Source organism: Aminobacter sp. J44, from assembly GCF_007829415.1.
Taxonomy (GTDB): Bacteria; Pseudomonadota; Alphaproteobacteria; order Rhizobiales; family Rhizobiaceae; genus Aerobium.
This window is the reverse complement of record NZ_VLJG01000054.1, coordinates 1-15,119: the sequence shown is the minus strand read 5'-3', so window position 1 is coordinate 15,119 and position 15,119 is coordinate 1. Positions and strand designations below refer to the sequence as shown.

The 15,119-nt window shown below is 65.7% G+C and carries 13 protein-coding genes and 1 other annotated feature; of the genes, 7 read left to right on the top strand and 6 right to left on the bottom strand.

All coding sequences use genetic code 11. The features are described 5' to 3' along the window. The first annotated feature begins 776 nt into the window (after positions 1–776). Complete coding sequence (locus L610_RS16220; protein WP_144706352.1) at positions 777–2,444, top strand: FMN-binding glutamate synthase family protein; 1,668 nt, start codon at positions 777–779, stop codon at positions 2,442–2,444. 624 nt (positions 2,445–3,068) lie between these two features. Here L610_RS16220 and L610_RS16215 read toward each other — a convergent pair. From L610_RS16215 to L610_RS16195, 5 genes are all read right to left on the bottom strand, one after another. Beyond that, on the bottom strand, positions 3,069–3,257 hold the full coding sequence (locus L610_RS16215) for a hypothetical protein (protein ID WP_024849245.1): 189 nt from the start codon (positions 3,255–3,257) through the stop codon (positions 3,069–3,071). Positions 3,258–3,355: 98 nt separating this feature from the next. Then, positions 3,356–4,894, bottom strand: coding sequence for a glycogen synthase GlgA (gene glgA / locus L610_RS16210; RefSeq protein ID WP_256366560.1), 1,539 nt, complete (start codon positions 4,892–4,894; stop codon positions 3,356–3,358). A gap of 182 nt (positions 4,895–5,076) precedes the next feature. Further along, positions 5,077–5,706 (bottom strand): NeuD/PglB/VioB family sugar acetyltransferase, encoded by a 630-nt coding sequence (locus tag L610_RS16205; protein WP_144706348.1) that lies wholly within the window; start codon positions 5,704–5,706, stop codon positions 5,077–5,079. A gap of 300 nt (positions 5,707–6,006) precedes the next feature. Then, positions 6,007–6,237, bottom strand: a complete 231-nt coding sequence (locus tag L610_RS16200; RefSeq protein WP_024849243.1) for a hypothetical protein — start codon at positions 6,235–6,237, stop codon at positions 6,007–6,009. Between the two features lie 574 nt (positions 6,238–6,811). Continuing rightward, a complete protein-coding gene (locus L610_RS16195) occupies positions 6,812–8,293 on the bottom strand; it encodes a SulP family inorganic anion transporter (protein ID WP_144706346.1) in 1,482 nt (493 codons plus the stop codon). A gap of 56 nt (positions 8,294–8,349) precedes the next feature. Next, positions 8,350–8,405, bottom strand: a sequence feature (sul1 is cis-regulatory element that is thought to sense ions involved in sulfur or methionine metabolism; They are found in Alphaproteobacteria). A gap of 130 nt (positions 8,406–8,535) precedes the next feature. Between L610_RS16195 and L610_RS16190 the strand changes: the two genes are divergently transcribed. The 6 genes from L610_RS16190 (at position 8,536) to L610_RS16170 (ending at position 14,716) form a co-directional block, all read left to right on the top strand. After that, entirely contained in the window at positions 8,536–8,748 is a 213-nt protein-coding gene (locus L610_RS16190) for a hypothetical protein (protein WP_024849241.1), read from the top strand. Between the two features lie 63 nt (positions 8,749–8,811). Further along, the gene (locus L610_RS16185) at positions 8,812–9,573 is read left to right on the top strand and encodes a TetR/AcrR family transcriptional regulator (protein WP_024849240.1); all 762 of its coding nucleotides are present in this window, start codon (positions 8,812–8,814) and stop codon (positions 9,571–9,573) included. Position 9,574: 1 nt separating this feature from the next. Then, positions 9,575–10,618, top strand: a complete 1,044-nt coding sequence (locus L610_RS16180) for an efflux RND transporter periplasmic adaptor subunit (protein ID WP_186441555.1) — start codon at positions 9,575–9,577, stop codon at positions 10,616–10,618. Beyond that, entirely contained in the window at positions 10,615–11,205 is a 591-nt protein-coding gene (locus L610_RS20600) for a hypothetical protein (RefSeq protein ID WP_246659036.1), read from the top strand. Before L610_RS16180 ends, L610_RS20600 begins: the two co-directional genes overlap by 4 nt. Continuing rightward, positions 11,091–11,654 (top strand): efflux RND transporter periplasmic adaptor subunit, encoded by a 564-nt coding sequence (locus L610_RS16175; RefSeq protein ID WP_246659037.1) that lies wholly within the window; start codon positions 11,091–11,093, stop codon positions 11,652–11,654. The genes L610_RS20600 and L610_RS16175 overlap by 115 nt, the downstream gene beginning before the upstream one ends. Beyond that, the gene (locus L610_RS16170) at positions 11,651–14,716 is read left to right on the top strand and encodes an efflux RND transporter permease subunit (protein WP_144706340.1); all 3,066 of its coding nucleotides are present in this window, start codon (positions 11,651–11,653) and stop codon (positions 14,714–14,716) included. Before L610_RS16175 ends, L610_RS16170 begins: the two co-directional genes overlap by 4 nt. A 178-nt stretch (positions 14,717–14,894) precedes the next feature. Here the strand turns inward: L610_RS16170 and L610_RS16165 are convergent. Further along, positions 14,895–15,119: transposase (locus L610_RS16165; protein ID WP_186441272.1), on the bottom strand; the 225-nt coding region annotated here is incomplete at its 5' end.

Genomic DNA, 15,119 nt, shown 5'->3' with positions numbered 1-15,119 from the left:
CCGATACCAGGCCCCGGCCGTTGAGATCCCGATACGGAAGCGTCGTGCCGCCTCCCGCGTCGAAACCCCATCTTCAATCGCCGCAATAACTCGACCGCGAAGGTCCCCGCTCAAGCTCCTCGTCATCACCACCCTCCTGGCAAATCACCAAGAGCAGTGAATCAGACTAAACTGATCCCGTGAATCCTCAAACCGACTCTGTGTTCATAAAAGATGCTCTAGCACCCGCGCCGGAAGCACAGATCGCATCAGTTAGGGGTGGGGTTCCTTCGACGGGGTGCGCGGGCGAACGGCGTTTTGACGTCTTCAGGGGTTCTCTCCGGAAGGCCGTCGCCGAGGAACTCCCATTTAGGTCTCCCTGAACAAGACCATCAGATTTGCCCGGGCCAAAGTCCCCTCCACCTTGTGAGGAGGCGTCAGGGGCGGGGTGGCGCTTTGACCGATGTGGAAGCCAATAGGCCTCTTGGCGGTGGGGGCGGGGCTCCGTGTTCGGCGTCCCGAACAACCCCACAGGCTTGCGCTAACCAAAATTCCCCTCCCCCTTGTGGGGAGGGGTTAGGGGTGGGGGTAGGAACCGTTCGAACGCCTTGGCACATCCCCGGAACACCGCCCCGCTCGGCTTACTGAACTGCGGTGCTCTCGCCGCTCCACCATCACCCCGCCGGTTGCGGGCCCCCTCCCTCGACAACCCTTTCTTCCCGGCTATAACTGGGTGAGTCTTCGGGTACCCAATTCATCACCAGTTCCGTTCGCTTGCCGAACCAAAACCGGGTCTCATGCGCAATTTCGTCCAGGCTTTCCCCCGTTTCGCGATCTTCACCGGCCTTGGCGCCGCGACCGTCGTCTTCCTCGCCGCTTCCGTGCTGGAGCCCTGGTGGCTCATTCCGGCGGCCGTCACCGGCGCGCTGTTTGGCCTCGGCGTCCATGACGTTTGCCAGCGCCGCCACTCGATCCTGCGCAACTATCCGGTCGTCGGGCACCTGCGCTTTATGCTCGAGAGCTTCCGTCCGGAAATCCGCCAGTACATGATCGAAGGCGACGACGACGAGCTGCCGTTCTCGCGCCAGCAGCGCGCGCTCGTCTACCAGCGCGCCAAGGGCGAGGAGGACAAGCGCCCGTTCGGCACGATCGAGAACGTCTATTCCTCGGGCTATGCGTGGCTGACGCATTCGGCCGCGCCGCTCCACATCACCGACACCGATTTTCGCGTCACCATCGGCGGGCCAGATTGCAAGCAGCCCTACAGCTCCTCGCTTCTCAACATTTCGGCGATGAGCTTCGGCTCGCTGTCGGCGAACGCGATCCTCGCGCTCAACAAGGGCGCGGCCAAGGGCGGCTTTGCCCATGACACCGGCGAGGGCGGCATCAGCCGCTACCACCGCGCCGGCGGCGGCGACCTCATCTTCCAGGTGGCATCCGGCTATTTCGGCTGSCGCAACGACGACGGCTCCTTCTCGCCGGAAAAGTTCCGCGCGCTCGCCGTCGACCCGCAGATCAAGATGATCGAGATCAAGCTCAGCCAGGGCGCCAAGCCCGGCCATGGCGGCATGCTGCCGGCGGCAAAAATCACGCCGGAGATCGCCGAGGCGCGCGGCATTCCGATGGGCATCGACTGCGTGTCGCCGCCCGCCCACAGCACCTTTTCGACGCCGACGGGCCTGATGGAATTCGTCGGCCAGCTGCGCGAGCTTTCCGGCGGCAAGCCGGTCGGCATCAAGCTGTGCATCGGCCACCGGCGCGAATTCATGAGCATGGTCAAGGCGATGCTGAAGACCGGCATCGTGCCCGACTTCGTCGTCGTCGACGGCGCCGAGGGCGGCACGGGCGCGGCGCCCGTCGAATTCGCCAACCGCGTCGGCATGCCGATGCTGGAGGGGCTCACCTTCGTCCACAACACGCTGCGCGGCGCGGGCCTGCGCAACCAGGTGCGCATCGGCGCGGCCGGCAAGGTGGTGTCGGCCTTCGACATCGCCCGCGCGATCGCGCTCGGGGCGGACTGGTGCAACGCCGCGCGCGGCTTCATGTTCGCCATCGGCTGCATCCAGGCGCAGTCGTGCCACACCAACCGCTGCCCGGTAGGCATCGCGACGCAGGACCCGACGCGCCAGCGCGCGCTCGACACGGGCGACAAGGCCGAGCGCGTCGCGCGCTTCCACCGCAACACGATGAAGGCGCTGGGCGAGATCGCCGGGGCGGCGGGCCTCAGCAATCCGAGCGACTTCATGCCGTATCATTTCATGTTCCGGCAGAAGGAAAACGAGTTTCTCGACGGCAACGAGGCCTATCCGTACCTGCCGGAAGGCTTTCTCCTCAGCGAGGAGGAGATTCCGGAGCTTGCGGAGTGGTACAGCCGCTGGGACCGGGCCAATGCCGACAGTTTCGCGCCGCCGGAAATCCCGCACGGGCCATTCCAGAACGCGCGAAGGGTCAGGGAGGTGGCGTGAGGCGAGGGCGGAAACACTCTCAACGTATGGCGGTTAATTGATGTCGCCGCTCTTTATCCTGATCGCCCGCCGTCGCAGTCCCCACACCGCGGATCCTCCCCCACATGTGGGGGAGGGGGACCATGCGAAGCATGGTGGAGGGGGCGTGACGGAGCGGGGCATCTCGGACGTCTTTGTTTTCTGCGCACATCTCCAGAGGTGGCATTTCACGAGCCCCCTCCGCCGCCTTCGGCGTCACCTCCCCCGCGCCGCGGGGGAGGACCCGGGCCGTGCCTTTCATTGGCGGCACGCATATCTGGCAGCGATGACCCACGAAGTGGAAACGGCCAAGCCGAGGCCATGACGAAGGCTGGAGGTTGGAGGGGGCAGGATGGCAGTGCCGCTTCAACCGTTCGGGTCAACGATTTGCCAATAGCGTTTCAACGTCGTCATCGTCGGGCCTGACCCGACGATCCATGCCTGAACCGAGACGTCTTGCCGACGGGTGAGAACGCGCAACCTGCCGCTCCCCGGCGGTTCGGATCCAGCACCCGCAGCGCAGCGGCGGATCTTCCCCCATTTTATGGGGGAGGGGGACCATGCGAAGCATGGTGGAAGGGGCAGACGCGTAGCCGCCCGGAAGGTTCAGAGCAATCGCACCACAGCCCCTACCGCCTCCGGCGTCTCTTCCTCATACAGCCGGTCCACCTTGGCGTCGCGGCGGGCGCGTTCGGGCGCGGTGAGGCGGCGGCGGTTGATGAGCGCATAGGCAATCACCAGCCCCATAAGGGCGGCGCCGCCTGCCACAACCAGCAGCCAGGATAGTTCAGCCATAAGTCATTCCTTTCAGCTCGGCCCCTCGACAGCCGTGTTCCTGATGCCAACATCGCGCGGGCGCGGATTGTTCCGTGAAGGTGCGGGCAGGGGGCGGCTCACCTCGTTGCCAGCAACCCCTCGTAGACGTGGTTGTAGCGGCGCGAGGAGTGCAGCCAGTTGGACGGCCGCGCCATCGCCTTTCTGCGCATGCGCGACAGTGCCTGGCGCGAGGCGTAGGTGCCGAGCGCGCGCATCACCGCGTCCATCAGTCCCGACAGCGTCATCTCCTGGAACAGAAAACCCGTTTCGCCATCCTCGATGGTGTCGGCAAGGCCGCCGGTGCGGTAGGCGACGGGAAGGGACCCATAGCGTTGCGCATACATTTGGGAGAGCCCGCACGGCTCGAAGCGAGACGGCATCAGCAGAAAATCGCTGCCGGCAAACAGGCAGCGCGCCTCGGCCTCGTTGAAGCCGATGCGGACGCCGACCTTGCCCGGGTGGCGCTTGGCAAGGTCCAGCATCGCCTGTTCGAGCGCGGGATCTCCCTGGCCGGTCACCGCCAGCTGCCCGCCCTTCTGGACGAAGTCTTCCGCCGCGCGGATCGCAAGGTCGATGCCCTTCTGGTGGACGAGCCGCGAGATGATGGCAAACAGTGGCCCGCGCGACACGCCCAATCCGAACGCCTCGCGCGCCTGCGCCGCATTGACGGCGCGCCCCTTCAGGTTGCTGCTGGAAAAGGCGGCGGGAAGGCTTGGATCGCGGCTTGAATCCCAGCTCTCGTCGACGCCGTTCAGAATGCCGGTCAGCGCGTGCTGGCTGGCGCGCGTCTGCAACAGGCCCTCGAGGCCGCAGCCGAATTCCGGCGTGGTGATCTCGCGCGCGTAGGTCTGGCTCACCGTCGTCACATGCGAGGAATAGTAGATGCCGCTTTTCAGGAACGACAGATTGCCGTGGAACTCGACGCCCTCCATTTGGAACGAGGCATCCGGCACACCGAGGATCGGCAGCCGCTCGCGCGGGAAGAGGCCCTGATAGGCGAGATTGTGGACGGTCAGCACGCTCGGCACCGCCTGGCCGCGCCAGGCCAGGTAAGCCGGGGCCAGCGACGACGGCCAGTCGTTGAGGTGGAGGAGGTCGGGCTGCCAGCCGAGCTCCGGCACGCCGCATGCGATCTCGGCCGCGGCAAAGCTCAGCCGCGCAAAGCGCACGTCATTGTCGGCCCAGTCGGTGCCGGCGGCGTCGGCGTAAGGCGTGCCCTCGCGGTCGAACAGGTCGGGGCAGAGGAGCACGTAGATCACCAGCCCGTCGGGCATGTCGATGCGGCCGAGGCTGCAGGCGGGAAGCCCTGCGAAGGCCGAAAGACGCGCCACCTCGGTGATGTCGCGGCCCTGCGTGACCTGCCGGTAGCCGGGAATGAGAACGCGGATGTCGTTGGTCTGGCGCAGCGCGCGCGGCAGCGCCGAAGAGACATCGCCAAGGCCGCCGACCTTGACGAAATCGGTCATCTCGGAGGTGACGAACAGTAATCGGGGCGGGGCTTCGTCGTCCCTGAGGCGCTGCGCGGAACCTTGCGCTTCGGACCCGCCCGCTGCGGACCCTTGCGGGCCTTGAGGGGAACTTTCAGAGAAACCGGAACCTCTGGACTGCTGCAACACGCTCAACCTCGCCTGAGACGGGAAATTTTTTGTCGTTGTCTTGTGGTCTTTTCGTCGGATGCTACCGGCGCGCAGGCTGCCGGGGCCCCCCGAACAGGTTGAGGAAGCGGATGTTCCCGAGCGGAAGGAGGAAATTGCTGGAGGTTAAGGAAGTTCGCGGATGGTGCGGACGACGCGAAGCTTTACCGCTTCATCTCCCGTGCGGGATTTCCCACCAGAACCACGTTCTCGCCAAAGCTCTTGGTCACGTTGGCTGCCATGCCGACGAGACTTTTCGGGCCGAGGGTGATGCCGTTCTTGATCGTGCTGCCGCTGCCGACATAGGAGCTCTTGCCGATGCGCACGTGGCCGGCAATGATCACGCCCGCGCCGATGATGGAGAAATCCTCAATCACCGCGTCGTGGTGGATCACCGTATTGGGCAGCACCAGCACGTGATCGCCGAGGCGCGCATTGGAGGGGATCGTCGCGCCCGCAAGCACCACCGTGCCGCGCCCGAGCCTTGCCTGCCGCGAGACATGCGCGCGCGGATGGACGATCGTCGCGAAGCGCCCGGCCGGCACGCCAAACCCGGCGATGATCTCCTCGCGGSGGGCGAAACTCTTTTCCGAGCCGATCAGGGCGACCACCTTAGCGTCGGGATAGTCGCCCAGCACCGCGCGGGGGCGGATCGCCACGCCGTCGATCATCTCGCCATGGCGCGCCGGGTCATCATCGACGAAGGCGACGATCTCGTGCCCGGCCTGCAGCGCATCGAGCGCATCGAGCGCATTGCCGCTTGCTCCAAGAACCACCAGCTGAGGCTTTGGCATGCGTTCCGGCTCCCCCGACGGCGGATGGCTGCGAAATCTTCGGCCAGCCTCGCATATGCGCGCAAAAGCTCAAGCCGTGCGTTCGGTGGAGGGTGGAGTCCTGGCCGGGTGGGGATGGCGGACGCAAAAATCGCGTAAGCTCTGTTATGGAACCGACAGCCTGGCGGCCGGCGGTTTCTGACTGGTCCATGCCTCCGTTCCTGGGGCATCAAAAAACGGCGCCGGTGGGTAAGGCCGGCGCCGAGGCGTTCACAGGATCAGGGTATTTTCTCCCGGCTTCATGCCGGAAGCACGTGACGTCTATTGGCGGGGCGCGGCCCACGACCAGAAGACGTCGTCGCACGGAACGCTGCGGTCGAGCGCGCGCTTTTCGAGCGTGCGCTTCGCCCAGCGCTCCGTGAGCTGCCAGGCGGCTTCGCCACCTTGAGGGGCGTCATTGTCGGGAATGAGTTGGGTCTCGGTGTCTTCGGACGGCCAGATATCTTCGGCCCCGTGCGTTTCTGCCGGGCCTTGCCTGTAACTTCCTTGCATCGCTTCCTCCAGCCTGCGGTTTGTCCCGCAATTGGCTGCGCAACTGGCGAAGCAGGATAATGTTCCCTACACAAAATATTTCAGGTGGATCTCGGTCTGCTCACCTTCTCCCTATCGCTTCATCTGGCCGAGGCGGTCCGGCCTGGATGCCACGGTCAAGCCGTGGCATGACGAAGCGGAGAGGCAGGGGATGTTGGGGGTAACAACGCTTCGGGTTCGCCTGTGTAGCGACGCTTCGGGTTCGCCTGTGCCCTCGCGATTTACCTCAGCATCCCCGCTCGTCACCCTCGGGCTTGATCCGAGGGTCCATGCCTGAACGTTGACGCTCGCGCGGGTGACCGCGGTTCTCTGCCTCTGCTTTTGTCTCCCCCGTCTCCCTCATCCATCGGCAATGAGGTTGTTGCCGAGGAAGCGGCAGGCGCGCGCCCTCCTGCCGGGCACGGCTCGTTATCGAAGGTTCTTCTTAAAAACTGATCCTTGTTAAAAACTGATCCTTGGCAACTGCCCAGCCTCCCTAAGCCTCCGGGGGCCCCTATTCACTTACTCGCCTACTCCCCCTACTCCCCTCACCTTCTCAATGCCCCAGCACCCGCTCGATGGCGTCGGGGCGGTTGTGCTGCGCGAACTTGTCCATGATCGTGGCGCTCGCATCGTTGAGGCCGGTGACGGTGGCGTGGATGCCGTTCTTGCGGAATTTTAACACGGCCTTGTCGACGGCGTTGACGCCCGTCAGGTCCCAGATATGCGCGCCGGTGACGTCGATGACGACCTCGTCGATGTCCTCGGCAAAGTCAAAGGCGGCAAGGAACTCGTCGGCCGAGGCGAAGAACAGCTGGCCGACGACCTGGTAGTCGCGCCGGCGCCCGTCCGCCGAAAGCGTCGAGGTCACGCGGAAGATCTGTGCGACTTTCCAGGCGAAGAACAGGCCCGACAGAAGCACGCCGATACCGACGCCGAGCGCAAGGTTGCGGGTCGCGACAACCGTGACGACGGTTGCCAGCATGACGAGGCTCGAGCGGCGCGGATGGCGGGCAAGGTCAGTGAGCGACTTCCAGTTGAAGGTGCCGATCGATACCATGATCATGATCGCGACCAGCGCGGGCATTGCGATCAGGCCGACGAGGTCGCCGAGCACCATCAGCAGGAACAGCAGGAACGCGCCGGCGGTGAAGGTCGACAGGCAGGTGCGTCCGCCCGACTTCACGTTGATAACCGACTGGCCGATCATGGCGCAGCCGGCCATGCCGCCGAACAGGCCGGAAGCGATGTTGGCGAGGCCCTGGCCGATGCTCTCGCGGTTCTTGTCGCTGCGCGTGTCGGTCATCTGGTCGATGATCGAGGCAGTGAGCAGGCTTTCGAGCAGGCCCACGGCCGCCACCGCGACGGAGGTCGGCAGGATGATGAGAAGCGTGTCGAGGTTGAGCGGAACGTCGGGCAAGAGCAGCAGGGGCAGCGCATCCGGCAGCTCGTCAAGGTCGGCGACGGTGCGCACATCAATGCCCTGCCAGAGCATGAAGGCGGTGACGGCGATGATCGCCACCAGCGGCGACGGCACCGCCTTCGTCACGCGCGGAAAGAGGTAGATGATGGCGAGCGCGAAGGCGATCAGCGCATAGGTCTGCCATGTTACGCCGATCAGCTCGGGCAACTGCGCCATGAAGATCAGGATCGCCAGCGCATTGACGAAGCCGGTCATCACCGAGCGTGAGACGAAGCGCATCACCTGGCCGATCCGCAGCCAGCCCGCAACGATCTGGATGACGCCGGCAAGGATTGAGGCCGCGAGAAGGTATTGCAGACCGTGCTCGCGCACCAGCGTGCCGAACAGCACCGCCGTCGCGGCGGTCGCCGCCGAGATCATCGCCGGGCGTCCGCCGGCAAACGAGATGACGATGGCGATGACGACCGAGGCATAGAGGCCGACGCGCGGGTCGACGCCGGCGATCGCCGAAAAGCCGATTGCCTCGGGAATGAGGGCGAGCGCGACGACGATGCCGGCAAGGATGTCGGCCCGCACGTTCGAGAACCACTCGCGCCGGATTTTGCTTGTAATCATGGGAATATTGGAGTGCCGGGCCGCGCCGGAAGCGCGCCCGTCGCCTTGCAGTTCTGGAATGTCCGGCGGATCGGCGGCCGGAAGAGCCACCCGGAATTTCACCGGGTCCGGATGAATGCGCCCCAGATAGCCCGAAGCACGCCGCTGTCGCAAGCCTTGCCCACCCCCCCGCAGCGGTTGGAAAACCCGGCAAAGCCCCTATCTCCTCAGAAGGACCTCGGTTTTCAGCGGGAGAAGGCATCATGACCTATGACGACATCGTTGCCGTGCTCGGGCCGGTCGATCAGGACCTCGCCGCGGAGCTGATCGCGACGGGGGCAAGCGTTGCCGAGTTGCGCGAGGCGTTCAACTGGCTGAACAATGACGAGGCCCTCATGGGCGAGGGCCGTCCCCTCCCCGGCACCCGGATCGCCAGCCTGATCGAGATGCTGGAACCGGAGGAAGATCTCGACTGACACTTTTGTCAGAATGACACTTTTGTGATTACCAGAAGAAGATGATCGTCCTATCTTCCCCGCATGAGCGGTAGCGGACCAACATCAACCGACATCGAGACGGACGCGGGGCCGGAAGGCGCCGCGGAGGATCATCGTTCCCGCACCGCAAAGCTGCGGCGCGAGCAGATGCGCCGGCGGCTGATCGAAAGCGCCATCCTCGTTTTTGCCGAGCAGGGCGTGAACGCGGCGGTGATCGGCCAGGTCATCGAGGCGGCCGGCGTGTCGCGCGGCAGTTTTTACAATCATTTCCGCACCAATGACGAACTCTGCGACGCAATCTGCGAGGACCTCGCCGATGAGCTCGTCGCCTATACCGAAAACGTCATCGCCGGCAGCGAGAGCGCGGACGGCGCGGTGGCGCTTGGCGCAACGACGGTGCTGTCGGCCGCGCTGCATTATCCGGTGCTCGGCCTGTTCATGGGCGCGCGCAGCCTCAACGCCGAGGCGCTGATGCGCGAGATCAGCGACGGGCTGAACCAGCAGCTTCATTTGGGCATGGCGAGCGGCACGTTCGTGAAGGGCGACACTGGGCTTACCGCCGACATGGTGCTCGGCATGCTGCGCGCCGGCATGCTGCGGCTTGCCATGCGCCAGACCGCGCCGCTCGAGCCCGAAGCCTATATCCGCGGCACGGTCGCCGCGATCCTGCGCGCGCTGGGGCTTGGCCCCGAGCGGGCGGAGACGATTGCCGCCATCGACCTTACCATCCCCGCCTTTGCCGAAGACAGCCTGATCGCCCGCGCCCAGGCCCGGCATGATGCCTATCGCAAAAAGGAAGCCTGACATGCGCCCGAGACGCTCGTCTGCATTCATGTCGCTTGGCCTTGCCCTTGCTCTTGCCACGCCGCTCTACGCCGGCGGGCCGCTGTCGGTTGAAGAGATCGTCGCCCGCTATGAGTCGGCGGTCTCAGCGCTGGAGCTGACCGGCACGGTCGAGGCGGCCGACGTCGTGCCGCTCGCGTTCAAGAGCGCGGGGCGCATCGTTTCCATCAATGTCGATGTCGGCGACAGGGTGAAGGAAGGCGACGTTATCGCCGAGCTCGACCCGACGCAGGCGCATGCGGCGCTGGGGGCTGCGAGCGCGCAATCGGCCGCGGCCACCGCGCAGCTTACCCAGGCGCAGTCAGTCTATGACCGCCTGAGCGGCCTCGTCGAGCGCGGGGCAACGACGCGCGCTTCGCTTGAAAACGCCGAGCAGGAGCTGATGGCGGCGCGCGCCTCCGTCGATGAGGCCGAGGCGCAGCTTGCCAAGGCGCGGCAGGCGCTGGCCGACATGACCCTGCGCGCGACCGTGACCGGCATCGTCACGCAAAGAAGCGGCGAGCCCGGGCAGGTGGCGGCTGCCCGCGAAGGCGCGCGCGAGGCGCAGTTCTACGTGCCGCCGGTGCCCGAGCTCGACGCCATGATCGGGCGCAAGATCGCGGTGCGCTCGCTGGAAGACGGCAGCGAGACCTTTGAGGCCGAGATTTCCGAGATCGCGCCGCTGGTGAACTCGTCGACCGCCACCATTTCGCTTCGCGCCCGCATCGACGACAAGGACAGGCCGCTTGCGCTCGGCACGCCGATCAGCTCGCGGCTTGAGATGGCGAGCGAACAGCTGGTGTCGCTGCCGTCGGCCGCGCTGGTGACGCATCTCGGCAAGCCGGCCGTCTGGGTAATCCATCCGGACAGCCGCCGCGCCGAAATCCGCAATGTCGAGATCGCGCGCTTCACCTCCGACGGCGTGCAGATCAGCAAGGGCCTCGAGGAAGGCGAGCTGGTGGCCGGCGCGGGCTCCTATCTCATCTATCCGGGCCGCGAAGTGGTCGCCGTGGAGGCAAAGCCATGAGACTTTTCTTCCCCCTCCTTCTTGCCGGCGCCATCGCCGCGACCCCGCTTTCCGCGCAGGAAGCACAGGAAGCGCGGCCGGTGTTTTCCGAGGTCGTGACGCCGTCGGCCGCGAATTTCCGCTCCTTTCCCGGCATCGTGCGGGCAACGCGCGAGGTGAATCTCGCCTTTCTCGCCGGCGGCACCATCGACACGCGCCCGGTCTCGCTCGGCGATGCGGTTGAGGGGGATGCGGTGATCGCGACGCTCGACGAGCGCTCGCTGCGTGACGACGCGGTCGCGGCGCGGGCATCGCTCAGGGCAGCCGAAGCGCAGGCCGCCCAGGCAAAGCAGGCCTATCAGCGCGTCGAGGAACTGAACAGGCGCGGCGTTGCCTCGACCAGCAACCTTGAATCGGCGAAGGCGGCAATGGAAACCACGACGGCGGCCGCTCCACGGTCGCGCGCGCCGAGGATGCCGAGCGCTATGCAACGCTGCGGGCGCCGGCCGCCGGCATCATCACCGCGATCCATGCCGAGCCCGGCGCTACCGTCACCGCCGGCCAGCCGGTCGTCACGCTCGCGACCAACGAAGGCCGCGAGGCGGTGATCGACGTTCCGCCCGCTTATCTGCCGCTCTTCACCAGGGACATGCAGTTCCATGTCACGCCGCGCATTGCCGGCGGCGAGGCCGCGGTGACCGGCACGCTGCGGCTGGTCGAGCCCGTCGTCGACCGCGCCGCGCGCATGCACCGCGTGCGCATTGCGCTTGACGGCGCGAACCTTCGCCTCGGGTCGCTGGTCGATGTTTCTCCCGACCTCCGCGAAGGTCACATCATCAGCATTCCGGGAAGCGCGATCGACCGGCGCGAGGACAAGCCCCGCGTCTGGCGCATCGGCGAGGGGCGAAAGCTCGAGCCAATCGACGTCGAGCTCGGGCCCGAGATCGAGGACCGCGTCATCGTCACCGCCGGCCTCAAGGAAGGCGACGAAATCCTCACGCGCGGCATCGAGGCCGCAACGGCCGGCCAGGTAGTCGGCGAAAGGATCAGCCGATGAGCTTCAATCTCTCCGACTGGGCGCTCAAGCACCGCTCGTTTGTCTGGTTCCTGATGATCGTGTCGCTGGTGGCGGGCGCGCTCGCCTACATCAATCTCGGCCGCGAGGAAGACCCGTCCTTCTCGATCAAGACGATGGTGGTTACCGCGCAGATGCCCGGCGCCACCACCGCCGAGATGCTGGAGCAGGTGACCAAGCGCATCGAGAACAAGCTCGAAGAGCTGGACGAGCTTGACTTCACCCGTTCCGAGACCTCGCCCGGCGTGTCGGTGGTCTATATCGACCTGAAACCCACCATCCGCGGCGAGCGGATCCGCAACATCTGGCTGCGCGTGCGCAACATGATGTCGGACATCCGCGGCGAGTTCCCGTCCGAGTTCGCGGGCTTTGCCTTCAACGACAACTTCGGCGACGTGTTCGGCAGCATCTACATGCTGACCGGCGACGGCTACTCCAAGGCCGAGCTGCGCGACCTTGCCGAGGACCTGCGCGACAAGATCCTGACCGTCGACGATGTCGGCAAGGTCGACATCATCGGCACGCAAGACCAGGTTGTGTATGTCGAGTTCGACACCAGGCGCCTTGCTTCGCTCGGTCTCGATGTGAAGCTCGTCATGCAGACGCTGGCCGACCAGAACGCGATCCGCCCGGCGGGCGTGATCCAGACCTCGTCCGAGCAGATCGTGCTGGAAGTCGGCGGGCGCTTCAACAGCGCCGCCGAGCTTGCCGCAGCGCCCCTGCGCGCCGGCGAGGTCTATTTCACCCTCGCCGACGTCGCCAAGGTCAGCGAAGGCTACGAGGATCCGCCCTCGGCGCTCGTGCGCTACAACGGCAAGGACGCCGTCGGCCTTGCAATCGGCATGGAACAGGGAGCCAACATCCTCGAGTTCGGCGAGGCGCTCGACGCGCTGATGGAAGCCGAGGCGCGGCACTTGCCCTTCGGCGTTAACGTCGACAAGGTCGCCGACCAGCCGCATGTCGTCGACCACTCGATCAACGAGTTCATGCAGGCGCTGGTCGAAGCGGTGGTGATCGTGCTTGCGGTCAGCTTCATCTCGCTCGGCCTACGTGCCGGCCTGGTGGTGTCGATGTCGATCCCGCTGGTGCTGGCGCTTACCTTCGTCATCCTCGACATGATGGGCATCACGCTGCAGCGCGTCTCGCTCGGCGCGCTCATCATCGCGCTTGGCCTTCTGGTCGATGACGCGATGATCGCCATCGAGACCATGATCTCGCGCCTCGAAATGGGCGACAAGATCGAGAAGGCGGCGTCCTATGCCTGGACGTCGATTGCTTTCCCGATGCTGTCGGGCACGCTGGTGACCGTTGCGGGCTTCATCCCGATCGGCCTCAACAACTCGATGGCGGGCGAATACACCCAGTCGCTGTTCTACGTGATCGCGATCTCGCTGCTCCTGTCGTGGATCGTGGCGGTGCTGTTTGCGCCGATCCTCGGCGTTGCCTTCCTGCCGAAGCGCATGCCGCATCATAACCCCGCGCCGGGCCGGCTGCGCCGCGCCTTCCACAGGGCGCTCACCTGGGCGATGCGCTTCAAGTGGGTGACGATCGCCGCCACCGTCATCATCTTCGCCATCTCGCTTGCCGGCATGACGAAGATCGAGCAGCAGTTCTTCCCGAGTTCCGACCGGCCGGAGCTTCTGATCGACGTCACGCTGCGCCAGAACAGCTCGATCGCCGTCACCAACGAGGCGATCGGCAAGCTGGAGGCCTTCCTCGCCAGCCGCGAGGAGGTGTCCTACTTCACCTCCTATGTCGGCCGTTCCGCGCCGCGCTTCATCCTCACCCATGACGCGCCGACGCCCGCGCCCTATCGCGGCCAGATCATCATCCAGACGCCGGACGTCGAGGCGCGCGACAGCCTTCGCGCGGCAGCGCGCGAATATGCGGCGCAGCAGCCCGGGGTCGAGCTCTTCGCCAAGCTGATCGAGGTCGGCCCGCCGGTCGGCAAGCCGGTGCAGTACCGCGTCAGCGGCCCGGACATGGCCGTCAACATCGACGCCGCGCGCAAGGTGGCTGCCCTGCTCGGCACGGACCCGCGCCTCGACAACATCACCATCGACACCAGCGAGCCGGTGCGCATTGCCCGCATCGTCATCGACCAGGAACAGCTGCGCATGACCGGCATGACGCAGGCCGATGTCGCGCAGGCGCTGGCGAGCGTCTCCTACGGCGCCTCGATCACCTCGCTGCGCAACGGCGACAAGCTGATCGACGTGATCGCCCGCGGCAACGAGCAGGACCGCCATTCGCTCGAAGCGGTGCAGTCGCTGCAGCTGATGAGCCCGAGCGGCATTCCGGTGCCGCTCGCGTCGATCGCTCGCATCGAATGGGACATCCAGCAGCCGATGATCATGCAGCGCGACCGGGTGCCGACGGTCACCGTCAAGGCCGCCGTCTATTCCAAGGACCAGCCGACGACGGTCAACGCGGACCTTGCACCGCAGATCGACGCGATCGCCGGCGAGCTGCCGCCGACGCACAAAATCGTCACCGCCGGCATCAACGAGGAGACCTCAAAGAGCCAGGGGCCGATCGCCGCCGTCGCGCCGCTGATGATCCTGACCATGCTGGTGCTGGTCATGGTGCAGATGCAGAGCTTCCGCCTGATGTTCATCGTCATGGCGGTCGCGCCGCTCGGCATCATCGGCGTGGTTGCCTCGATGCTCGCCTTCAGCGCGCCGCTCGGCTTCGTGGCGCTCCTCGGCGTGCTGGCGCTGGTTGGCATCCTGATCCGCAACTCGATCATCCTCATACATGAGGTCGAGGTGCTGATCGAAAAGGGCCGCTCGCGCTGGGCCGCCGTGTTCGAGGCGTCCGACAGCCGCGCACGGCCGATCCTGCTGACGGCCGCCGCCGCCTCTCTCGCGCTGATCCCGATCTCGCGCCAGATCTTCTGGGGCCCGATGGCGATCGCCATGATGGGCGGCATCATCGCCGGCACGCTGATCACCCTCCTCTTCGCCCCGGCCCTCTACTGCGCCGTGTTCCGGGTGAAGCCGGATGAGGGGACGAAGGCAGACGCGGAGGCTGCGGGGGCGTAAAGGCACCGCCACGCGCCCCAGTCTTCAGAACTGATGGTTGCGCCCTGCAGGGCGCAGCCCTGTCTGCCGTGCTGCCTTTACGCCCGCGATCGCTGGATGCAATCTTCACGCGGGAAGTTGAGGAGGGGGATTATGGCGAAGGCTCCGGAAGATACCCATATGCTAGAGCAGATTCGATTTAGTCCGGGTCATATCCCGCCGCCTCGAAGTAGTGCCGGCATTCCTGCGGGGTGAAGGCGGAGAGGCAGKCGGCGACCGCTGACCAGAGATCGTCAATGGTTCTGGCGGCGGCTTTTCTAAGCAGGGCCTTCAGCTTCGAGAAAGCCATCTCGATGGGGTTGAAGTCTGGGGAGTATGGCGGGAGGAACAGGAGCCGTGCGCCAACCTTCTCGATAGCCTCGCG